21 protein-coding genes and 1 CRISPR repeat array are annotated in these 22,347 nt (G+C 70.4%); of the genes, 19 read left to right on the plus strand and 2 right to left on the minus strand.

The window, feature by feature from the left end; translation table 11 throughout:
* Positions 1–779: 779 nt before the first annotated feature.
* The 8 genes from AC230_RS02750 to cas2e all read left to right on the plus strand — a co-directional run bounded on the left by AC230_RS02750 (position 780) and on the right by cas2e (position 10,158).
* Positions 780–3,698, plus strand: a complete 2,919-nt coding sequence (locus AC230_RS02750; protein WP_049714299.1) for a CRISPR-associated helicase/endonuclease Cas3 — start codon at positions 780–782, stop codon at positions 3,696–3,698.
* Between the two features lie 80 nt (positions 3,699–3,778).
* Positions 3,779–5,470, plus strand: coding sequence for a type I-E CRISPR-associated protein Cse1/CasA (gene casA, locus AC230_RS02755; RefSeq protein WP_241833050.1), 1,692 nt, complete (start codon positions 3,779–3,781; stop codon positions 5,468–5,470).
* Between the two features lie 42 nt (positions 5,471–5,512).
* A complete protein-coding gene (casB, locus tag AC230_RS02760) occupies positions 5,513–6,106 on the plus strand; it encodes a type I-E CRISPR-associated protein Cse2/CasB (protein WP_049714301.1) in 594 nt (197 codons plus the stop codon).
* A 76-nt stretch (positions 6,107–6,182) separates the two neighbouring features.
* Positions 6,183–7,319 (plus strand): type I-E CRISPR-associated protein Cas7/Cse4/CasC, encoded by a 1,137-nt coding sequence (cas7e, locus tag AC230_RS02765; protein WP_241833051.1) that lies wholly within the window; start codon positions 6,183–6,185, stop codon positions 7,317–7,319.
* A complete protein-coding gene (cas5e, locus tag AC230_RS02770) occupies positions 7,316–8,140 on the plus strand; it encodes a type I-E CRISPR-associated protein Cas5/CasD (RefSeq protein ID WP_049714303.1) in 825 nt (274 codons plus the stop codon). Before cas7e ends, cas5e begins: the two co-directional genes overlap by 4 nt.
* Positions 8,141–8,149: 9 nt before the next feature.
* The gene (gene cas6e, locus AC230_RS02775; RefSeq protein WP_198535395.1) at positions 8,150–8,875 is read left to right on the plus strand and encodes a type I-E CRISPR-associated protein Cas6/Cse3/CasE; all 726 of its coding nucleotides are present in this window, start codon (positions 8,150–8,152) and stop codon (positions 8,873–8,875) included.
* A 3-nt stretch (positions 8,876–8,878) separates the two neighbouring features.
* Positions 8,879–9,883: a type I-E CRISPR-associated endonuclease Cas1e gene (gene cas1e, locus AC230_RS02780; RefSeq protein ID WP_049714305.1), complete on the plus strand. Its 1,005-nt coding sequence runs from the start codon at positions 8,879–8,881 to the stop codon at positions 9,881–9,883.
* Complete coding sequence (gene cas2e / locus AC230_RS02785; protein WP_049714306.1) at positions 9,880–10,158, plus strand: type I-E CRISPR-associated endoribonuclease Cas2e; 279 nt, start codon at positions 9,880–9,882, stop codon at positions 10,156–10,158. The genes cas1e and cas2e overlap by 4 nt, the downstream gene beginning before the upstream one ends.
* 391 nt (positions 10,159–10,549) lie before the next feature.
* A CRISPR array of direct repeats spans positions 10,550–11,689; the repeat unit is 28 nt; unit sequence GAACCACCCCCGCGCTCGCGGGGACCAC.
* Positions 11,690–11,839: 150 nt separating this feature from the next.
* Here cas2e and AC230_RS02790 read toward each other — a convergent pair.
* Both AC230_RS02790 and AC230_RS33360 read right to left on the minus strand, forming a co-directional pair.
* Positions 11,840–12,112 carry a DUF6255 family natural product biosynthesis protein gene (locus tag AC230_RS02790; protein WP_049714307.1) on the minus strand — a complete coding sequence of 91 codons (273 nt, stop codon included), beginning with the start codon at positions 12,110–12,112 and terminating at the stop codon, positions 11,840–11,842.
* A complete protein-coding gene (locus tag AC230_RS33360; RefSeq protein WP_338399776.1) occupies positions 12,112–12,618 on the minus strand; it encodes a DUF6415 family natural product biosynthesis protein in 507 nt (168 codons plus the stop codon). The genes AC230_RS02790 and AC230_RS33360 overlap by 1 nt, the downstream gene beginning before the upstream one ends.
* 168 nt (positions 12,619–12,786) lie before the next feature.
* On the opposite strand from AC230_RS33360, the gene AC230_RS33365 reads away from it, so the two are divergent.
* The 11 genes from AC230_RS33365 (at position 12,787) to AC230_RS02830 (ending at position 22,330) form a co-directional block, all read left to right on the plus strand.
* The gene (locus AC230_RS33365) at positions 12,787–13,098 is read left to right on the plus strand and encodes a helix-turn-helix domain-containing protein (RefSeq protein ID WP_241833052.1); all 312 of its coding nucleotides are present in this window, start codon (positions 12,787–12,789) and stop codon (positions 13,096–13,098) included.
* Between the two features lie 27 nt (positions 13,099–13,125).
* Positions 13,126–13,254, plus strand: coding sequence for a Scr1 family TA system antitoxin-like transcriptional regulator (locus AC230_RS34205; RefSeq protein ID WP_277816834.1), 129 nt, complete (start codon positions 13,126–13,128; stop codon positions 13,252–13,254).
* Between the two features lie 8 nt (positions 13,255–13,262).
* Positions 13,263–13,517, plus strand: coding sequence for a Scr1 family TA system antitoxin-like transcriptional regulator (locus AC230_RS33370; protein WP_277816835.1), 255 nt, complete (start codon positions 13,263–13,265; stop codon positions 13,515–13,517).
* Between the two features lie 15 nt (positions 13,518–13,532).
* Positions 13,533–13,670 carry a hypothetical protein gene (locus AC230_RS33375; protein ID WP_241833053.1) on the plus strand — a complete coding sequence of 46 codons (138 nt, stop codon included), beginning with the start codon at positions 13,533–13,535 and terminating at the stop codon, positions 13,668–13,670.
* Between the two features lie 117 nt (positions 13,671–13,787).
* Positions 13,788–13,889, plus strand: coding sequence for a DUF397 domain-containing protein (locus AC230_RS34455; RefSeq protein ID WP_338399782.1), 102 nt, complete (start codon positions 13,788–13,790; stop codon positions 13,887–13,889).
* A gap of 129 nt (positions 13,890–14,018) precedes the next feature.
* A complete protein-coding gene (locus AC230_RS02805; RefSeq protein WP_049714309.1) occupies positions 14,019–14,906 on the plus strand; it encodes a S41 family peptidase in 888 nt (295 codons plus the stop codon).
* Positions 14,907–15,104: 198 nt separating this feature from the next.
* Entirely contained in the window at positions 15,105–16,436 is a 1,332-nt protein-coding gene (locus AC230_RS02810) for a M20/M25/M40 family metallo-hydrolase (RefSeq protein ID WP_049714310.1), read from the plus strand.
* Positions 16,437–16,441: 5 nt separating this feature from the next.
* The gene (locus AC230_RS02815; protein ID WP_049714311.1) at positions 16,442–18,427 is read left to right on the plus strand and encodes a S9 family peptidase; all 1,986 of its coding nucleotides are present in this window, start codon (positions 16,442–16,444) and stop codon (positions 18,425–18,427) included.
* A 97-nt stretch (positions 18,428–18,524) separates the two neighbouring features.
* Positions 18,525–19,319 (plus strand): 2,3-dihydro-2,3-dihydroxybenzoate dehydrogenase, encoded by a 795-nt coding sequence (locus AC230_RS02820; protein ID WP_049714312.1) that lies wholly within the window; start codon positions 18,525–18,527, stop codon positions 19,317–19,319.
* Positions 19,320–19,460: 141 nt separating this feature from the next.
* Complete coding sequence (dhbC, locus tag AC230_RS02825) at positions 19,461–20,696, plus strand: isochorismate synthase DhbC (protein WP_422125549.1); 1,236 nt, start codon at positions 19,461–19,463, stop codon at positions 20,694–20,696.
* Positions 20,693–22,330, plus strand: a complete 1,638-nt coding sequence (locus tag AC230_RS02830) for a (2,3-dihydroxybenzoyl)adenylate synthase (RefSeq protein WP_049714313.1) — start codon at positions 20,693–20,695, stop codon at positions 22,328–22,330. Before dhbC ends, AC230_RS02830 begins: the two co-directional genes overlap by 4 nt.
* Positions 22,331–22,347: the final 17 nt, after the last annotated feature.

The raw sequence follows: 22,347 nt of genomic DNA on the forward strand, positions 1-22,347 counted from the left end.
GGCTGGGTCTTCCAGGCGGGGTCGTAGGAGTAACCCCCGCTACGCGGGGGCGACCCAGGAGACCGGCGATCCACTCGCCCAGGACATGAGCAACCCCCGCTGCGCGGGGACGACACCAGGTCGGGCAGGCTCTCGTCCGACCGGATCGAGCAACCCCCGCTACGCGGGGACGACGCCAGGCCGTCGGTGTGGAAGGGGTCGTTGAGCGAGCAACCCCCGCTACGCGGGGACGACGTCCCGGGTCAGCCGCGCTGTCAGCCGGTACGTGAGCAACCCCCGCTACGCGGGGACGACGGCCCCACCGCCCGGCGGAGACCGAAGCCGCTCGAGCAACCCCCGCTACGCGGGGACGACTGCTCGTTGCCCCGGCGCTGCCGCTCGGCCTCCGAGCAACCCCCGCTACGCGGGGACGACGGCGTGGCCTACACCCCGGCCGACGTAATCGAGGAGCAACCCCCGCTACGCGGGGACGACGGTACGAGACCAGCACGTCGAATGTCTGCCGGGGAGCAACCCCCGCTAGGCGGGGACGACCCTGCGGCGAACCGTCCGTCCCCCGCAGCGACGGAGCAACCCCCGCTACGCGGGGACGACGCTTGCTGACCTGCGATGTTGCTCGGGACTAGCGCCCGTTTCATTCAGTTGGAATCTGGGCTCGCGGTGAACACGGAGCCCAGACAACAGCGGTTGGCCTGCCCCCGCGTGCCTGGCTGGTTCGGGCCGACATTGTCAGAGGCAGAGGATAGTGTCCCGAACTAGTCTACGAGATAGGTGAGTCCATGCATGACGCGGCCGACGCCGACGGCTTTGACATCGACAGAGCCATCGGAGCGCTCTGGGGCAAGTCCGAGGGCAAGGCCAACGGCCGGAAGAACCTGCTTCTTTCTCACCTCCTGGACACCGCTGCCATCGCCGAGCGCATGTGGGACCGGTTCCTGGCACCTTCAACCAAGCGCATCTTGGACGAGATCGCCGGCGGGAACGCCCGTGGGCGGCAGTTCTTTGCCTGGCTGTGCGGGGTGCACGACCTAGGGAAGGCGACCCCCGCCTTCCAACGGATGTGGCCGGCCGGCGCGGAAGCCGTGCGCGCGGCCGGTCTGACCTGGCATGAGCCGAGCGGCAAGCCGCCTCGATGGCGGCACGACCGGGCAGGTGGCCACCTGCTGTGCGAGCTTCTCCCCACCGCAGGTTGGTCGGAGGGGCACATCGCATGGGTCTGGCCCCTCGTCGCAGGCCACCACGGCGCCTTTCCGGCCAAGAGTTCCCTGAGGCCGGGAAGGCCCAAACTCAGGGAACAGCTGGCGGGCGGAGCACGCTGGGCAGCGGTGCAACTGGCTTTACTGGAGCGCTTCACCGCGCAACTCGGATTCGGCGCCATCGCCGATGTCGCCCCCGAGCGCGTCCCCTCTCGCGCAGCACAACTGCACCTCAGCGGTTTGATCGTCATGGCCGACTGGATCGCCAGCGACGAAAGGCACTTCACCGGAGTCGACGAACTGCCCCTGGTGACCATGGAGTCGGCCAGACAGCGCGCAAGCAGGGCTTGGGACGCACTCGGTCTGCGCGGCGGCTGGACGCACCTGGCGGAGGTGGCCCCCGAAGCCTTCCGAGCCCGCTTCGGGCACGACCCCCGCCCGTCCCAAGAGTTGGTGATCCAGGCCGCCCAGCACATGGACGCCCCCGGACTCCTCATCGTCGAGGCACCCATGGGCGAGGGAAAGACCAAGGCAGCCCTGATGGCCGCCGAGATCCTCGCTCACAGATTCGGCATGGACGGCGTATTCGTGGGCATGCCCACGCAGGCCACCAGCGACCCCATGTTCGGACAGGTCCGCCGGTGGGTGAGCACCATTGACGAGGAGCTCGCCCCGCTCGTTTCCCTCCTCCACGGCAAGCGGATGTTCAACAAGGAGTGGCGCACCATCGTCGAAGGCCGAACGGAGGACGAGTTCGGCGGCGTCGACGAGTACGGCGAATATTGTGAGGACGACCCCTACGGACTCGAAGCGCCGGGTTCCGACGCCCCCTCCCGCGGCCCGGTCGAATGGTTCCTCGGAGCCAAGCGCGGCCTCCTCTGCCCCTTCGTCGTGGGCACGATCGACCAACTCCTCTTCGCGGCAACCCGCGCCAAGCACGTCATGCTGCGCATGGCCGGCCTCGCGGGCAAGGTGGTGGTCCTCGACGAGATCCATGCTGCTGACGTCTATATGTCCCAGTTCCTCAAGGAGGGTCTGCGCTGGCTCGGCCAGGCCCGCGTTCCCGTCGTACTGCTCTCGGCGACCTTGCCGCCCGCCCAACGCAGGGAACTGGTGGACGTCTATCTGGGCGGGGCCGCCACTCAGGAGGAGTTCACGGCCGACGAGCTGCCCGACACGTCGGGATACCCTTCCATCACCGCCACCTGGATGGACCCGAACGGGGCAGGCCCGCGCTACAAGGTCGTGGACTGCCAGAGCTGGCGCCGTCCCGGCTTGGACGTCACGGTCGAGCTCATGCCGGAGATGATCCCGGGCCCCAAAGCCCGCCGCCCGGAGAAGCGGGACGCACAAGCCTCCGCCGATACGTCGGTCGCCGACCGTCTCGAACTCGCCTTGAAGCACGGCGGATGCGCCCTCGTCATCCGTAACACGGTCGATCGGGCCCAAACGCTCTACGACGAATTGTGCAAGCGCTTCGGTGGCGACGTCCGGCTGCTGCACGGCCGCATCGCCGTCGGGCCGCGTGCCGATCGCACAGAGGAATGCCTGCGTTTGCTCGGCGCACCGTCCACGGACGGAACGGAGCACCGTCGACCACACCGACTGATCGTCGTGGCGACGCAGCTCGCCGAGCAGTCCTTCGACATCGACGCGGACATCCTGATCACGGACCTCGCTCCGATCGACCTCCTGTTGCAGAGAATCGGCCGCCTGCACCGCCATGACGGCCTATCCCGGCCCGCCCCGGTGGCCGTGCCGCGAGTCGTGATCACCGGAGTGTCGGCGATCGAGGAGTCCGCTCCTGCGTTCCTCCGCTCCTCGGAGGGCATCTATGGACGGCACCTCCTGCTCAGAGCGGCCGCTCTGGTGCTCGACGCGGTGCACAACACAGGCTGGACCGTCCCGGACCGCGTGCCGGCGCTGGTCGCATCGGGGTACGACAAGGACGACGAAGCCATCCCGCCGGCATGGCGGACGGACGCGGAGTCGGCTCGCATCCAATGGGAAACGGAACAGCAGAAGAGGTCGGACAACGCGTCCCCGTTCCTTCTGACCCGCCGAGGCGACAAGGAGGGCACGACCCTGGCCGGACTGCACCACTTCGCCGTCCCCGGAGCCTCCAGCGACGCGCAGTTGGACGTCCTGGTCCGCGATGGCGACCCCAGCGTGGAGGTCGTCCTCGTCTCCCACGAGAACGACGTCTATTTCACCTTGGCAGGGCGTGCCCTGACCGCGAACGGAGATGTCTCGTCCGACGAACTCCTCGACGATGTGCTCGCGGGAACCGTTCGGCTGCCTTCGCACTTCACCAACCGAATAGCAACCAAGCAGGCGATGGACGATCTGCGTCCACTGCCTGGCTGGCTCGCCCACCCGCGGCTGCGCTACAGCCGTGCCCTCGTCCTCGACACACAACACAACGTCACTCTCGGAGACCGGCGACTCCGTTACGACAGCCAACTCGGCCTGCTGGACGAGGGCATGCGCGATCCATCGTGAATTCCGACGTTCACCCTCCCGTAGGTATCTCGTTGTGCAAGGCTGACGCCGCGCTGATGGAAGAGATTGAGGAACGTACGTTGTTCAACGTATTGGACGACCCCTGGCTGACCGTACGCCCCATCGCGGCGGGCCCGTTGGAAGAAGTCGGTGTACGACAGCTGCTCCTGGAAGCCCACCGCTTCCAGGATCTCTTGGTGGATCTCCCCACCCAGAAGCCGGCGATCTTCCGCCAGCTGCTCCTCCCGGTCGCTGTGGATGCCCTGGGGCGTCCCACCGACGCGGCCGATTGGGCAAGGACGTTCGCGACAGGAGCTTTCTCCTCCGCCGACCGGAAGAGGCTCACCGAGTACTGCGACGCGAACCGGCACCACTTCGACCTCTTCGATCCTTCCGATCCCTTCGCCCAAGTGCCCGGACTATATACGGCGAAGAATGAAACCAAGGGATCGGCCCTGCTGGTCGCCACCGCGGCCACAGGCAACAACGTCCCCCTCTTCGCCTCGCGCACCGAGGGCGACCCCTTGGAACTCACTCCGGCGCAGGCGGCACGCTGGCTGCTGCACACCCACTGCTGGGATACGGCGGCGATCAAAACAGGCGTCGTCGGCGATGACAAGGCCAAGGCCGGCAAGACCACCGGCAACCCCACAGGACCTCTTGGGCAGCTCGGCGTCGTCATGCCCATGGGCCGCACCCTCTACGAAACCCTCTTCCTCAACATCCCCTTCGGCCAGGCACTGCTCTCCGACGACCTGCCGCAGTGGAGGCGCCGCGCCGTCGATCACCCGCTCTCGTCCGCCACACCCACCTGGCAGACCCGGGCCCCGCGCGGTCTGTTGGACATCTGGACCTGGCAGTCGCGCCGCATTCGACTGATCCCCGAGGAGACACCGGCGGGCCTGCGAGTCACCCGAGTGATCGTCGCCGCCGGTGACCGCCTCCTCGCCACACCGCCCGACCATGAGCCCCACACGGCTTGGACCATCGACTCCCCGGGAACCCGCGCCAAGAAACCCGGTGGCAAGTCCCCCCGATCTCCCATCCGGCCACGTCGCCACCAGCCGGGCCGCGCGGCCTGGCGCGGCCTCGACGCGCTTCTGGCCATGAACGGCACCGACAACGAGCGCGATGCGACGAACAAGAGCGCGGGCTTCCGCACCAGTACCCTTCTCAGTTCGCTCGCCGAGGCACGCGGTCTGCTGCCCAGCACGTACCCCCTCCAGCTCGAGCTCACCGGCATCACCTACGGAAACCAGTCGGCCGTCATCGAGGACGTCTTCTTCGACGAGATCCCCCTCCCGGTTACCGCCCTGGACCCCGACAGCATCGTCTACGACTCCCTCCTCGAAGCCGTCGACCAGGCGGAGAAGCTCGCGAACGCGGTCAACATGCTCTCCGCCGACCTCCGTAGGGCGGCCGGCGCGGACCCCATCCCCTGGGACAAGGGCCAGCGTCCCGGCGAGACCCTGCTGCACGCCCTCGATCCGCTGGTGCGGAGGCTGCTCGCCGGACTCCGGGCTGTGGGGGAGGACTTCGAGCAGTCCGAGCGTGGGCTGGAAGCATGGGAGCAACGAGCCGGCCGTGAGGCGTGGCAGGTCGCCGAGCAAGTCCTCTCCACCGCAGCCCCCGGCCTGTTCACGGGCCGGACCGTCACCAAGGACGGCAAGGAGCTCACCTTCCGGCTGAGCAACGCCGAGCGCGGCTTCCGGAACCGTCTCGACGGGATCCTCACCCGTCGAGCGGCGGCCCGGCGCGCGGACGCTTCCTGAGGCCGAGCCCGTCCCTCTCATCACCCGAACAAAGGAGTACGCATGCCCGACGCTCCTGTGCCCACACGTACCAAGGACAGTGCACCCGCTCCCCGTTACTGGGCCCAGCGGTTCAGAGACAACGGCAGCTGGTGGGAGCCACCCGGTGAGGACCTGGCGGCCCTGCGCGCCGGGCTCGGCCGACCCGCCGGTACGGTCCCCAAGCTCTGGCCTTTCTACACCAGTTGGACCGACGGGAAGGTCACCCCCGAGCTGGAGGCTGAGCACGCCGCGCTCGCGCTCTATGGATTGCACCAGCAGGGCCGATCCACCTCCATGCACAAGAGAGGAGTCAGTCCGGGCGCAGCCCTACGCGTCCTGCAGGGGAGCAGCCAGTTCAGCGAGGCGGCTGTCGACCGCCGTGTCGCTGCCGCTGTGAGCAGCACCTCCGTCCCAGCCTTCGTCTACCGCCTCCGCGGGCTGGTCACGCAACTACGGGGTATCGGTCAGCCCTTGGATTACGACTTGCTGCTCCGCGATGTCCAGGACTGGTACAGCACCGATGCCCGGCAGCGAGTCCGCCGCAACTGGGGGCTGGCGTATCACGCCTGGGGCTCCCGGACCGAGCAGGACAAGTCCCCCACGAAGACACCCTGACCGACATCCTGTTGATGACGCCAACAGACCACCGGAGAAACCTGTGACGCCTTCTGTTCCCCGTACCTACATCGATGTGCACATCCTGCAGACTGTTCCGCCCGCCAACCTCAACCGTGACGACCAAGGGAACCCCAAGGAAGCGTACTTCGGAGGGGTACGCCGTTCCCGGGTCTCCTCCCAAGCCTGGAAGCGGGCGACGCGCGTCCACTTCGCCGAGCGGACTCCCGTGCAGGATCTGGCGACCCGGACCCGGCGGATCAGCGGCGCACTTGCCGGCCTGCTGACCGATGGGACGGACCTGTCCCCCGAGGACGCGGCACGACTGTCGGCCGCGCTGCTGAAGCCGCTGAAGATCAGTGAGGGCAAGAAGGAAGGCGATACGGCGTATCTGTTCTTCTTCGGCCGCCGTCAGCTCGAAGATGTGGCCGCACTTGTCCGGGAGCGTGCGGCGGACCTCGCACGACTGGATGACGAGAAGCTGGCCAAGGAGATCGAACAGCTCCCCGTCCAGGAGAAGTTCAGCACCGGGCACCCGATGGACGTCGCTTTGTTCGGCCGGATGGTGGCTGATGTCCCGACCCTGAAGGTAGACGCCGCGACGCAGGTCGCCCACGCCCTCTCCACCCATGCGGTAGAGCTCGAGTTCGACTACTTCACAGCCGTCGATGATGAAACGAGTAAGAAGGGGGACGAGCCCGGCGCCGGAATGATCGGCACCATCGGCTTCAACTCCGCCACGCTCTACCGATATGCGACGGTCGGCCTGCACCAGCTCGTGCACAACCTCTCCGATGAGGAGGCGGCCGTCAGCGCGGTCGAGGAGTTCGTCAACTCCTTCGCACGCTCGATGCCAGGCGGCCACGGCAACTCCTTCGCCCATCGCACGCTGCCGAGTCTGGTGGCGGTCATGGTGCGCCACGACCAGCCGGTCAATTTGGTGTCCGCTTTCGAGAAGCCGGTCGACGCGTCGTCGACAGGCATCGCGACGGAATCGGCCTGCCGTCTGGCGTACGAGCACGCCACAGCCGTACGCAACTGGGGCGGGGAGCCGGCCTTCACGGCCCTCTGCCACACCTTCGCGGAGGCGGACCCGAACACGAAGGTCACAGAGCTGCTGACCCGGACCTTTGGCGACGCGATCGCCTTCCCGGAGCTTCTGGACGGTCTGCGCGAGCACCTCACCGAGGTGCTGAAGCAGGGCGCCCGATGACACGAGTCCTGCTCCTCCGGCTGGCCGGTCCTCTCCAATCCTGGGGATCCCGTAGTGCGTTCAACCGCCGCGAGACGGGGGCCGAGCCCACCAAGTCCGGTGTTCTCGGACTGCTCGCGGCGGCGGCCGGCCGCTCTCGTGAGGATTCCCTCGACGACCTGATGGGGCTGCGCCTGGGCGTGCGCGTCGATGAGCCCGGCACCCTGCTGCGGGACTACCACACGGTCAGCGACTACCGGGGGCGGCCGTTGCCACAGGCCGGAGTCTCCGCCAAAGGACTGCAGAAGCCGACGTCTCCCGCCAAGCACACCCATGTCACAACGCGCTACTACCTTCAGGACGCGGTGTTCGTGGCCGCTGTCGAAGGCGGGGACGATCTGCTGGACGCCCTCGACCAAGCGGTCCGCGCCCCGGCCTTCCCCCTGGCACTGGGCCGTCGATCCTGCCCGCCGACACAACCGCTCTCCCTGGGCCTACGAGAGGGCGATCTCGAGACCGTTCTAACGGACGAACCGTGGCAGGCGTCCGACCGTGCCCGTGAGCGGTACGCTGCCCGACTCGGCCGCGAACGCGGCCTCGGCCGGGCCTTCCGCCCGGCGCGCATCGACCGTTCGGTCACCTTGGAGGACCCCGAGGGGGACGACGTCATCCACGACGCCCCGCTCTCTTTCGACCCGTACGCGCGCAGTTTCACCAGCCGTCGGGTACGGCACTGCTGGCTCAGCGTCCCTACCGGATTCCCACAACCCGATGACGCCATGGCCGAGGCCGACTCGGCCCCGGCCACCGGGCACGACCCTTTCGCCCTGCTGGGCTGGTGACCTATGACCATGACCTGCCTGTCCCGCATCCGCATCAACCCGCTCCGCGCGGAGAGCCGCCGGCTTCTGGCGAATCCGCGCGCCATGCACGCCGCCGTCATGGGCGGCGTTCCTGACACGGAGCGCATTCTGTGGCGGCTGGACGCCGACAATCCGCACCGGCCGTATGTGTTCGTCCTCACCCGCTCGAAACCGGACTGGACGCACCTGGTGGAAAGGGCGGGCTGGCCCGGAGCGGACGGGGAGCACGCTGCCGTCCGGGATTATGCACCGCTCCTCGCCCAGATCGCCGTGGGCCGGGAGTTCGCCTTCCGCCTCACCGCGAATCCAGTCCAGAACACGCTGACACCGGACCGACTGACCCCCGCGAAGGCCGCCCGCATCGCCGCGGCTGCCGATGGCGAGCGCATGCGCAGCTTCCGGATAGGGCATCGTACTGCCGCAGCTCAGCTCGATTGGTTTCTGAGCCGAACTCGACGTTGGGGGTTCGACGTTCCCTCAACGCTCACCGAGCCCCCTGCGCATGAGGTCCGCATCATCGACCGTCGCCGTCATTCCTTCAGAAAGAACGGAAAGGGGCACCAGGTCACGTTTAACAGCGCCACCTTTGAAGGGAGGCTGCGCGTGACCGATACCGCAGCATTCACGCGACACTTGTTGGAGGGGATCGGACCGTCGAAGGCATACGGTTGTGGCCTTCTCACCCTCGCGCCACTGCCGGGTGGGAGAGGGTGAACGATGGCCGACATCTGGTGGAAGGCCGATCCGCACGATCTGCACCGCATCGTGGATCGTGTGTCCAGTGTCTACGTGGAACGCAGCCACGTAGATCGTGATGAGAACGCCGTCGTCATCGTCAACAAGAAGGAGACGGTGCGCGTACCTGCGGCGATGATCGCCGTTGTTCTGCTCGGTCCTGGAACTCGGGTGACCCACGGTGCGATTCGGCTGCTGGCCGACTCCGGAACCGCAGTGTGCTGGGTCGGTGAACAGGGAGTCCGCATGTATGCGGCGGGACTGGGTCCGAGCCGCAGTGCCGGCCTGCTCCACCGACAGGCGTGGCTTGTCACCCGTCCGAAAGAACGGCTCAGCGTGGCCCGGGCGATGTACGGATTGCGGTTTCCGGGCGAGGACGTCTCCAAGGTGACGATGCAGCAGTTGCGCGGACGAGAGGGAGCACGGTTCCGTCGCCTGTACCAGGAGCATTCCCGTCGGACCGGCGTTCCATGGAATGGCCGTGTCTACAAGGCCGGTGATGCCTTCGCGGCCGGCGATGACCTGAACCGTCTGCTGTCGGCGGCCAATGCGGCGCTGTACGGAATCTGCCATGCGGTGATCGTCGGTCTTGGAGCCAGCCCTGGTCTGGGCTTCGTCCACACGGGTTCGGCCCTGTCCTTTGTCCTGGACATCGCGGATCTGTACAAGGCTGAGTACACATTGCCCCTTGCCTTCGACCTCATGGCCAAGGGGCTCGTGGAGGAACGTGACGCACGAACCGGTCTGCGGGACAGGATTGCCGAAACGAAGCTGCTCGGTCGGATCGTGCACGATGTGAAGGGACTTCTCACCCCTGAGGGCGTGGATATCGACACTCCCGAAACGAGCGAACTCTGGGACGAGCGACTGGGAACGGTTCCGGCAGGAGTGAACTGGTCCTTGGCGCCTGCCGACATGGGTGAGCGACACATCGCGGTCATCGGTCCAGAGCTGGGGGAAGCTTCGCCCAAGGAGAAGACGCGATGACGGTCATCGTGTTGATCGCGGCTCCAGAAGGGCTACGCGGTCACCTCACCCGGTGGATGGTCGAAGTAAACGCCGGCGTCTTCGTGGGCACCCCGAGCCGGCGAGTTCGGGACCGCTTGTGGGAGCTCCTGGCCACACGGATCGGCGACGGCCAAGTGGTCCTTGTCGAACCCGCTTCCAATGAACAGGGCTGGGCGGTCCGGACAGCCGGCCGGGACCGATGGCGGCCGGTGGACTTCGATGGACTGATTCTGTCGGCTCGGAACCGTAGGTGAGCCGTCCGCTGTCGCTGTTTGCTGACTGGGAGGTGCGGCAGCCGGGGGAGGGCTCACCCTGTGTAGAAGGCCATTGTCCCAGGGCGGGACCTCTTCCGGTTGTGAGCCACCCCCGGTATTCGCCGGGGGGCAATCCCGTGCGTCGTTTGTGAACTGAACCATCCCCGCGTTCGCGGGGACCACGAGCCGATGGCGACTGAAAGCCCCGTCCGAGAACGAACCACCCCTGCTACTCGGGCCCGGGCGACGAGCGGTTCAGTGGCGCGCTGTTCGAGTAACCCCCGCTATGCGAAGGCGACATACCCAGCGGGAACTGCTCCCAGACCGGCGGGAATCACCCCTGCTACGCGGGGACGACCGCGTTCGTGAGTACCGGCACATGTCGCCAACCGAGCAACCCCCGCATTCGCGGGGACCACGGCCTCCAGGTGGGCGATGATCCGTTCGGCCAGGAACCACCCCCGTGCTCGCGAGGACCACGCCGCCGGTGAAGTACACCCGCTTCAGGCTGGCGAACCACCCTCGCGCTCGCGGGGACCACCCCTGCCGTGTGCAGGGTGGGGGGACTTTTTCAGAACCACCCCCGCGCTCGCGGGAACCACGGGATCCGGCTGCGGCACGAGGTGGGGGCCAACGAACCACCCCCGCGCTCGCGGGGACCACGATGACGCCGTGATCCCGCCCAGCTTTCCCATCGAACCACCCCCGCGCTCGCGGGGACCACCGTCCGCACCTCCTCGGCCCGGGCCCGCAGCCCGAACCACCCCCGCGCTCGCGGGGACCACTCGCGCCGCAGCACGCCGTGCTCGACCAGCTTCGAACCACCCCCGCGCTCGCGGGGACCACCTGAGCGCTGCCCGTGCACCACGCGACCGTGCGGAACCACCCCCGCGCTCGCGGGGACCACCGACCGGAAGGAGCGCTGTGGTGAGCCGGCTATGAACCACCCCCGCGCTCGCGGGGACCACTCGTGCGCCCACGCGCTCGCGGGGACCACAACGAGCCCGGCACATCGCCGCCGCGGGTCCGCGAACCACCCCCGCGCTCGCGGGGACCACCTGCGCTGGGCCGACCCCGTCCTGGCCGGCGGTGAACCACCCCCGCGCTCGCGGGGACCACGGGTCGGCGGCCATGCGCTGCATGGCGTGGGCCGAACCACCCCCGCGCTCGCGGGGACCACCGCGACGTGCCACGCGGGCCGGGGTGGGGCGGAGAACCACCCCCGCGCTCGCGGGGACCACCTGCGCCGCGCCGTATGGGACGCCGCCCTGTAGGAACCACCCCCGCGCTCGCGGGGACCACCTTGCCCTGGTTTCGTCCGAACCACCCCCGCGCTCGCGGGGACCACAACCCGGTGACGTCCGGCGCACACCGCGCCAGTGAACCACCCCCGCGCTCGCGGGGACCACGGCGCACGGGGAGCTGGTCCGATGAGCGATCCCGAACCACCCCCGCGCTCGCGGGGACCACTTCCAGCCCTTGAACTCGGTGGCCGGGAAGCCGGAACCACCCCCGCGCTCGCGGGGACCACGCTACTTGACCTGCGCGTTCGCTGGCGATCAACCTCTGTTTTATTCAGTGAGCTTGGAAGTGTGTTCGAGTGCCGGTCCAGGCTCTCATGAGATTGGTTCGAGTGCTATCTGCCCTGCACTGGAGCGGCCGGTGGACAGGTATCCGCCGGTCAGGCGGTCTGGCAGCGCCAGAAGTCCGCTCTGCTGCGCCCCCAGTGGCTGAGGTGGCGCACGGTGCGTGCGATCACGGTGGCGGCGGCCCTGTCGGCGCGGATGCGGTCGTGTGGGGAGGGGGTCACCGCCGGGGGCAACTCCTTGGGGCGGAGGGCGCCGTAGTCCGTAAAGCGGCGGGTTCCGCAGGTCGGGCAGCGGTCTTCGCCGTGGGCGGATTCCCAGCCGGACAGGTGTTGGCAGTGGCTCATGAGCCGGCCCACGGTGTGCATCAGGAGTTCTCCTTCGCGTTCGTCAATTGGGTGTGGTGGGGGAGGAGTTGCGCGGCTGAGCGGCTGAGTGTGCGGGTGTAGGTGAGCGCCGAGATGTAGCCGTTGCCCGGGCCTTGCGCCAGGCCGCGGCGGGCCTCTTGTACGGCGGCGAGTGTGCGCTCGCGCACGGGATCGTCCGCTGGACGGTTGTCCGCGATGGACTCCAACTCCATGGCTGTCATGGAGATGTAGCAGTAGAGCCGGGCGATCAGTGCATGGACGCGTTCGATGGGCGGAGCTGCTGGGAGAGGGCATCGGCCTCTTGGATCACGTTGTGGATCGAGGGGTGCAGTGGCGGTGCGGGGAGAGTGTGAGGGGTGAGGCCGCCGCCGGAGTTGGCGGTGTGGGGGAAGAAGAGAAGGGCGTGGGGCTCCTCCGAGGCAGCGATGGCTGCCTTGTGCGATGGCGCAATTACGGTCCCGCACCGGCAGGTTCAGCGGCAACTGCTTCAGCAAATGGCCGCTCACATTGGCATACGCCAAAGATCTGCAGAAGTCCGATGCGAGGCAGCAGGCGATGGAAGGCTGCCAGCAGAGGCGTCCTGGAAGGCATCAGGGCAGCGGCGGGACCCAACAGGGCGGCGGCGACGCGGTACAGAGACGCGCCGCCGGGGAACACAACAGGAGGGTTCAAGGGTGGCAGCACGACGCGGTCCGACGTTCAGGAGGCGTGAACTCGGCAAGGAGCTGAGGCGTCTGCGGGAGAAGCAGGGGATCAGCGTGCGGGATGCCGCTGCGTACATCGAGAGCTCCGAGACGAAGCTCAACCGAGTGGAGACCGGCCAGAATCAACTCCCGCGCGTGCGCGACATGACGGATCTCCTCGACCTTTACGGGATCACCGATCGTGTTGACCGGGAGAACCTGCTCATGCTTCACCGGGACTCGCTCAGCAAGGACTGGTACCGGCCGTACCGGAACGTGATGCCGTCGGGCACGACGATGTAGGTGGGGCTGGGGTCCGACGCTCGCTCGATGCGAGCCTGGCACTCTCAGGTGATCTCCGGGCTCCTCCAGACGGAGAGTTACGCCCGGGCCTTGTTCATAGGCCAAGCATGTGGAGCAGAGGACAGAGGACGAGTGAGTTCGTCGACGAGTCCGTAGCCCTTCGCATGGCGCGGAAGGGCGTTCTCACTGGCGACGACCCCGTCGAGCTGCGCGTGATCCTGGATGAGGCGGCGCTGCGTCGGGTGGTCGGCGGCCCGGACATCATGCGTGAGCAGTATGCGGAGACCGAGCGCCTGGCGGCACTCGATCATGTGACGGTCCAGATCGTTCCGCTACGCCGGGACACCTTCCGGGAGGCGGCGAACTTCGTCCTCCTGGATTCCGACCACAACCTTGAGCCCGTGGTCATGGAGGAGTGAGCGACCGTCATGACGGTGTCCGACAAGACGCGTGAGGTCTGGAAGTACGGCCGGCGGTTCGACACGATGCGTGACGGGGCCCTTGTCCCGGTCGAAACGCCGGGGTTCCTGCACCAGCTGGCCAGACTGGCCAGAGAGGTCGACGATCATTAACACCCAGCGGGCGGCTTTCGAAGTAGCCCACCAGAAGCGCTGGTTCAAGTCCTCGTACAGCAGCCAGAACAACGGCGGAGGCTGCGTCTCCATAGCCCCCTGCCCGACCAGGTCGGCATACGCGACGAAAAACGCCGCACCGGCCCCGCCTTCGTCGTCCCCCTGCCCGCCTGGACCTCGTTCGTCGACGAGGTCCGAGCGGGGCGGATCGGGCGCTGATGGACGGGACGGATGCGGATCCGCATGTGCGCGTTGGAGCGGGCGTGGTCCGAGACATCGTCGTGCCCCCTTCGGTTGCGCTGCTGACACCCTGGCGCGGCGCGCGGCCGCGATCTAGGATCGGCGGCCATGCTCCCTCACGCACACATAGTCGAGCGTGCGCTCGAACGGATCGCGGCCGGTTATGTCTTTCCGGAGAAGACGGCGGCCATGGAGGACGCGGTCAGGGGCCGGCTCGCGGCCGGGGCGTATGACGGCTTGGGCGGGCCCGCGTTCTGCGAGGCCGTGACTGCCGATCTGCAGAGGGTCTGTCCGGACAGGCATCTGCGGCTGCTGTGGAGCGAGGAGCCGGTCTCCCGGCGGAGTGAGGACGGGGGCAAGGCGGCCTTTCTGGAGGTGGCGCGGAGGGAGAACCAGGGCGTCCGGCGCTTCGAGCAGTTGGAGGGGAACGTCGCCGTCGTCGCGGTGCGCAGGATCCCGTACGCCGACGACGGCGCACGGGCGGTCGGGGCGGCCATGCAGCTCGCGGCGCTCAGTTCCGCGCTGATCCTCGATCTGCGGGAGTGCCGGGGCGGGGCGCCGGAGGGGGCGGCGATGTGGTGCAGTTATTTCTTTCCCGACGATCAGGTGCGTCTCCATGACATCCATGACCGGCCGAGCGGGAGCGTCCGGCAGTTCTGGACCTGGGCGCACCTGCCGGCGCCGCGGTACCTGGACCGGCCGGTGTACGTCCTGACCAGCGCCGTCACGTTCTCCGGCGGGGAGGACGTGGCGTACACGCTCCAGGCGCACGGGCGGGCGGCCGTCGTCGGGGAGACGACTCGCGGGGGTGCCCACCCGACGGCCCGTCACCCCGTCACCGAGCACGTGGTGGTCACCGTGCCGAGCGCGCGCACGGTCAGCACGGTGACCGGGACGAACTGGGAGGGCGTGGGCGTGGTTCCGGATCTGGACGTGCCGGCGGACGAGGCGCTCGGCCGTGCCCACGAGGAGGCGCTGCGCGCGGTGGGCGGCTGATCAACTTCCGTCGGGGACGCCGGAGATCCCGGCGCGCGGGTCGGTGACCGGATGCCCTTCTCTCCCGGCGTGGCCGAATACGGTGGTCCAGTGGTGCGGGTGACCGATGCGAGGCGGAGTGCGGCGGCCGGTTTCCTTCACCGCATCGGCCATGTTCGAGGCGATCCGCCGGCTCGGTGGCGGCGGTGGAGGAAGCGTATGCAGGACGAACGGGTGGACGAGCGCGCACTCGACGAAGTCGTGCGGTTCACGTCCGAGTTGATCCGGATCGACACCACCAACCGCGGAAGCGGGGACTGCCGGGAGCGGCCGGCGGCCGAGTATGTCGCGGAGCGGCTCGCCGAGGCCGGGATCGAGCCGGTGGTGCTGGAGAAGAAGCCGGGGCGGACGAATGTGGTGGCGCGGATTCCGGGGAGGGACCGGAGCGCGGGGGCGTTGCTCGTGCACGGGCATCTGGACGTCGTGCCGGCCGAGCCCGCGGACTGGTCCGTGCACCCGTTCTCCGGGGACGTGCGCGACGGGATGGTCTGGGGGCGCGGGGCCATCGACATGAAGGACATGGACGCGATGGTGCTCGCGCTCGTGCGGGGGTGGGCGCGGGCCGGGGCCGTGCCGCCGCGGGACGTCGTGCTGGCGTTCACGGCGGACGAGGAGGACAGCGCGGACGTCGGGGCGGCCTACCTCGTGGCGGAGCACGCGGGGCTGTTCGAGGGGTGCACGGAGGCCGTCGGGGAGTCGGGGGCGTACACGTTCCACGGGGACGGAGGGGTGAGGATCTATCCCGTGGGGGCGGGGGAGCGGGGCACGGCCTGGCTGGAGCTGACGGCCCGGGGGACGACGGGGCACGGGGCCAAGGTCAACCGGGAGAACGCCGTGTCGCGGCTGGGGGCGGCGATCGGGCGGATCGGGGCGTACGAGTGGCCGGTGCGGATGACGCCCGTGGTGCGGGCGGCGCTGGACGGGCTGGCGGACGCGTACGGGGTCGATCCGGGCGGTGACGTGGACGCGTTGCTGGGGAAGCTGGGGAAGGCCGGCGCCCTCGTCGCGGCCACCGTGCGCAACGGCGCCAATCCGACCGGGCTCAGCGCCGGTTACAAGGTCAACGTCATTCCGGGGACGGCGACGGGGATCGTGGACGGGCGGACCGTCCCGGGCGGGGAGGAGGAGTTCGCGGCGACGATGGACCTGCTGACCGGTCCCGACGTCGACTGGGCGTACCTCCACCGCGAGCGCGCGCTGCAAGCGCCCGTCGACGCCCCGGTGTTCGCGCGGATGCGCGCCGCGCTGGAGCACTTCGACCCGGAGGGACGGGTGGTGCCGTACTGCATGTCCGGGGGGACGGACGCCAAGTACTTCTCCCGGCTGGGGGTCGACTGCTACGGCTTCGCTCCGCTCAGGCTGCCGCCGGGCTTCGACTACCAGGGGCTGTTCCACGGGATCGACGAGCGGGTCCCGGTCGGGGCATTGCACTTCGGGGTCCGGGTGCTGGACCGTTTCGTCATGCATCACCACCACCACGAGGAGGCGTAGAGATCATGGTGCCCACGCCCACGGCGCCCTGCGGAACCTGGCCGTCCCCCGTGGACGCCGCCCTGGCGGTGTCCCGTTCCGCGCGACCGGGCTTCCTGGGAACGGTCGGTGACGAGGTGTGGTGGGTCGCGCCCCGCCCGGAGGAGGGCGGGCGGCAGACGCTGGTGCGCCTCCGGCCGGACGGCGAGGAGGCGGCCGCGCTGCCCGCGCCGTGGAACGTGCGCAGCCGGGTGCACGAGTACGGGGGGCGGCCCTGGACGGGGGTTCCCCGGGCGAGCGGCGGACCGCTGCTGGTCTTCGTGAACGGCGCGGACCAGCGGTTGTACGCCTGGGAGCCGGACGCGGCGGGGAAGCCGCGGCCGCTGACGCCGGTGTCGGACGTGGGGGGCGGGCTGCGCTGGGCCGACCCCGTCCTGGCCGGCGGTGAAGTCTGGTGCGTGCTGGAGGAGTTCACCGGGCCCGGCGCGCTGGACGTGCGGCGGGTGATCGCGGCCGTCCCGCTCGACGGGAGCGCGGCCTCGGACCGCGGCGCGGTGCGCGAACTGACCGACGACGGGCACCGGTTCGTCGGCGGGCCGCGGCCGTCCCCGGACGGGACGCGGGTGGCGTGGCTCGCCTGGGACCATCCGCGGATGCCGTGGGACGGGACGGAGCTGTGCGTCGCCCGGGTCGAGCGGGGCCGGTTCACCGGCGTACGGACCGTCCTGGGCGGGCCGGAGGAGTCCGTCGCGCAGGTGGAGTGGGCGGAGGACGGGACGCTGCTGGCGGCCGCCGACCGGACGGGGTGGTGGAACCTGTACCGGGTGGATCCGGACGCCGGTGCCGGGACGGCCGTCAACCTCTGCGAGCGGCCGGAGGAGTTCGCGGGGCCGCTGTGGCAGCTGGGGTCGCGCTGGTTCGTCCCGCTGGCCGGCGGGACAGTCGCCGTGCTGCACGGCGTCGGCGGGAAGGCGCTCGGCGTGCTCGACCCCCGGACGGGATCGCTGGCGGACGCGGCCGGGCCGTGGACGGAGTGGCTGCCCGCGCTGGACGCGCACGGCAGCCGCGTCGTGGGCGTGGCGGCGAGCCCGGCGACCGGCTTCGAGATCGTGGAACTGGACATCCGCACGGGACGGGCCCGGGTGATCGGGGCCCGGCACGAGGACGCCGTGGACCCCGCGTACTGTTCGCGGCCGGTGGCCCGGACGTTCGCGGGGAAGGACGGGCGCGAGGTGCACGCCCACGTCCACCCGCCGCGCCACCCGGAGCGGGCGGTCCCGGAGGGGGAGCTGCCGCCGTTCGTGGTGCGGGCGCACGGCGGGCCGACGGGCCGCACCCCGCTCGCCCTCGACCTGGAGGCCGCGTACTTCACCTCGCGCGGCATCGGCGTCGTGGACGTCAACTACGGCGGTTCCACGGGGTACGGGCGGGCCTACCGCGAGCGGCTGCGCGGCCGGTGGGGCGTGGTGGACGTGGAGGACTGCGCCGCCGTGGCGGAGGCGCTGGTCGCCGAGGGCGTCGCGGACCCGGCGCGGCTGGCGGTGCGGGGCGGCAGCGCCGGCGGCTGGACGGCGGCCCTGTCGCTGGTGACGACGGACCTGTACGCGTGCGGCACGCTGCTCTACCCGGCGCTGGATCCCACGGACTGGGCCGGCGGCGGCACCCACGACTTCGAGTCGCGTTACACGGAGAGCCTGATCGGGCCGCCCGGGGAGGTGCCGGAGCGCTACCGCGAGCGGTCGCCGCTGCGCCGGGCCGGGGAGATCAAGGCGCCGTTCCTGCTGTTGCAGGGGCTGGAGGACCCGGTCTGCCCGGCGGAGCAGAGCGAGCGACTGGCGCGGGCGGCGGCGCAGCGCGGGCTGCCGCACGCGTATGTGGCGTTCGAGGGGGAGGGGCACGGCTTCCGGCGGGCGGAGTCGCTGGTCCGGGCGCTGGTGGCGGAACTCGGGCTGTACGCCCGGGTGTTCGGGTTCACGGCGGAGGGGGTGCCGGAGCTGGACCTCGCGCCGTGACGTGAGCGGGCGGGCGCGCCCCCGCGGTCCCCGCGCGCCCGCCGATTCCCTCCCCCACCAGAGGTGTGTAAGGTAAGCCTTACCTTATTCAAGCGGAATGTGGGGAAGCGTCGTGGAGCAGTCAGAACTCTCCGGCCGAGTCGCGCTGGTCACCGGCGCAGGGCAAGGCATAGGCGAGGCCGTCGTCAGGGCCCTCGTCGCACGGGGAGCCCGGGTCGCGGCCCTGGACCTGGTGCCCGACGGCGTGGACAAGCTCGCGGCCGACCTCGGCGCCGAACACGTCGTCCCCCGCACCGCAGACGTGGCCGACAGCGCCGCCGTCGAGGCCGTCGTGGAGGAGACCGAGCGGACGCTCGGCCCGCTCGACATCCTCGTCAACGTCGCCGGGGTCCTCAGCCCTTCGCCCGTCGTCGACCTCACCGACGAGGTGTGGGAGCGGACCTTCGCCGTCAACTCCACCGGCGTCTTCACCGCCTCCCGTGCCGCCGCCCGCAGGATGGCCGCGCGCCGCCGCGGCTGCATCGTCACCGTCGGCTCCAACGCCGCCGGCGTCCCCCGCACGAGCATGGCCGCGTACGCCGCCTCCAAGGCCGCCGCGACCATGTTCACCAAGTGCCTCGGCCTCGAACTCGGCCGCAGCGGAGTCCGCTGCAACGTCGTCTCGCCCGGCTCCACCGACACCGCCATGCAGCGCCGGCTGTGGGACGGCGACGAGCCGCCCGCCACGGTCCTCGACGGCGACCCGGAGACCTACCGCACCGGCATCCCCCTCGGCCGCATCGCCCAGCCCTCCGACGTCGCCGAGGCCGTTGCCTTCCTCGTCTCCGACCGCGCCCGGCACATCACCATGCACGACCTCTACGTCGACGGCGGGGCCACGCTGCGCGTCTGACGGACCGCCCCCCGACCGGCCGACGGCACCCGCGCGGACGGCCGGCACCCGACCACACCCACCGCCCGAGGGCCGGCCGGCGGCCGGCCGCCACCCCCACCCCACGCCCGGTGCCGCCGCACCGGAGGAACGGAGCACCCGGTGACCACGGCTCAGCACGTGACCGCCCGGCCGAGCGGACCCGACCCGATACCCGACCGCCCCGCGAGCGGCCCGGGCCCGGACACCGTCGGCGCCGCGACCGCGCTGCTGGAGGGCTACGACCACCGCGACGCCCGCTTCTTCGCCTCGCCCACCCGCACCCTCCTCGCCCACGGCGTCCGCGCCGAAGTCCCGCACGGCGACGCCCCGTTGCACCGCCGCGTCACCGAGACCCTCGACGCCCAGCTGCTCGACGGCCACGAGAACCCCGTCGTCGTCGGCGCCGTCCCCTTCCTCCCCGGCGCCCCCGCCGCACTCGCCGTCCCCCGCACCGTCCGCCTCGCGCCCCCGCTCTCCCACGACCCGCTCGCCGCCCTGCCGGCCGCGCCCCCCGCCGCACTCGACTGGGACGTACGGCCCGTCCCGGAGCCCGCCGGCTACGCCGCGGCCGTCGCCACGGCCGTCGCGCGCATGAAGCGCGGCGAGTTCGGCAAGGTCGTCCTCTCCCGCACCCTGGAACTCACCGCGCCGCAGGACCCCGACCTGCCCGGGCTGCTGCGCCGCCTCGCCCGCCGCGACCCCTCCGGCTACACCTTCGCCGTCCCCTCCGGCCCCGGCCGCACCCTCCTCGGCGCCAGCCCCGAACTCCTCCTCTCCAAGCGCGGCGGACGCATCGTCACCAACCCCCTCGCCGGCTCCACCCCGCGCAGCGCCGACCTCGCCGAGGACGTCCGGCGCGCCGCCGCCCTCCTGGAGTCCGAGAAGGACCTGCACGAACACGCCCTGGTCGTGGACGCCATCCGCGAGGCCCTCGCCCCGTACTGCCGCACGATGGACGTCCCCCGGCGCCCCACCCTGGTGCGCACCGCCGCCATGTGGCACCTGTCCACCACCATCACCGCCGACCCCACCGACCCGGGCGTCTCCGCCCTCGAACTGGCCTGCGCCCTGCACCCCACCCCGGCCATCTGCGGCACCCCCACCGACACCGCCCGCACCGTCATCGGCGAGCTCGAACCCTTCGACCGCGGCCCCTACACGGGCATGGTCGGCTGGGGCGACGCCAACGGCGACGGCGAATGGGTCGTCACCATCCGCTGCGCCGAGGCCGAGGGCCGTACCCTGCGGCTCTTCGCCGGGGCGGGCATCGTCGAGCAGTCGGACCCGGAGGCGGAGACCGCCGAGACCGCCGCCAAGTTCCGCACGTTCCTCCAGGCCGTGGGGGTCGACCGATGAGCACCGACGCCCCCGGCTACCCCCCGGAGTTCGCCGCGCGCTACCGCGCCGCCGGCTGGTGGCGCGGCGAGACCTTCGGCCGCATGCTGCGCGACCGCGCCGCCGCCCACCCCGGCCGGATCGCGATCGTCGACCCCGCCGGGGAGACCCGCCGCTGGACCTACGGCGAGCTCGACGAGCGCGCCGACCGGCTCGCCGCCGGTCTCCTCGCCCTCGGCATCGGCAAGGGCGACCGGGTCGTCGTCCAACTCCCCAACGTCGCCGAGTTCTTCGAGGTCGTCTTCGCGCTCTTCCGGATCGGCGCGCTGCCCGTCTTCGCGCTGCCCGCGCACCGCGACAGCGAGATCCGCCACTTCTGCGCCTTCACCGAGGCCGCCGCGTACGTCGTCCAGGACGTGGCCGAAGGCTACGACTACCGCGAACTCGCCTCGCGCGTACGGGCCGACGTGCCCGGCCTGCGGCACGTCCTCGTCGTCGGCGACCCCGGCGAGCACACCGCGCTCGCCGGCGTCCCCCGCGACCCGGTGCCGGTGCCGGACGAACCGGAGCCCCACGAGCTGGCGTTCCTCCAGCTCTCCGGCGGCTCCACCGGCGTGCCCAAGCTCATCCCGCGCACCCACGACGACTACATCTACTCGCTGCGCGGCTCCAACGAGATCTGCCGGGTGGACGAGCACAGCGTCTACCTGTGCGCCCTGCCCGCCGCCCACAACTTCCCGCTCAGCTCGCCCGGCACGCTCGGCGCCCTCTACGCCGGCGCCCGCGTCGTGCTCGCCCCGCGCCCCAGCCCGGACGTCGCCTTCCCCCTCATCGAGCGCGAACGCGTCACCCTCACCGGCCTGGTGCCGCCCCTCGCCCTGGTGTGGACCGAGGCCGCCGCGGCCGGCACCCCCTACGACCTCTCCAGCCTGGACGTCCTCCTCGTCGGCGGCGCCAAGTTCAGCGAGGAGGCCGCCCGGCGGGTGCGGCCCGCGCTCGGCTGCGCCCTCCAGCAGGTCTTCGGCATGGCCGAGGGCCTCGTCAACTACACCCGGCTCGACGACCCCGAGGAGACCGTCGTCACCACCCAGGGCCGGCCCATCAGCCCCGACGACGAGATCCGCGTCGTGGACGACGAGGACAACGACCTGCCCGTCGGCGCGACCGGCCACCTGCTCACCCGCGGCCCGTACACCATCCGCGGCTACTGGCGCGCCCCCGAGCACAACGCCACCGCCTTCACCGCCGACGGCTTCTACCGCACCGGCGACGTCGTCCGGCTCACGGAGACCGGCCATCTCGTCGTCGAGGGCCGGGCCAAGGACCAGATCAACCGCGGCGGCGAGAAGGTCGCCGCCGAGGAGATCGAGAACCACCTCCTCGCCCACCCCGCCGTGCACGACGCCGCCGTCGTCTCCATGCCCGACACCTATCTCGGCGAACGCACCTGCGCCTACGTGGTGTTGAGGGACGGCGCCGGGCCGGTGCGGCCGCCCGCCCTGAAGAAGTTCGTCCGGGAACGCGGCCTCGCGGCCTTCAAGATCCCCGACCGGATCGAGTTCGTGGCCGCCTTCCCGCAGACCGGCATCGGCAAGGTCTCCAAGAAGGACCTCCGCGCCGCCATCGCCGCGCGGCTCGCCGCGGCACAGCACTGAACGCACGGAAAGGCCAG

The sequence above is a fragment of the Streptomyces caatingaensis genome (assembly GCF_001187435.1).
Taxonomy (GTDB): domain Bacteria; phylum Actinomycetota; class Actinomycetes; order Streptomycetales; family Streptomycetaceae; genus Streptomyces; species Streptomyces caatingaensis.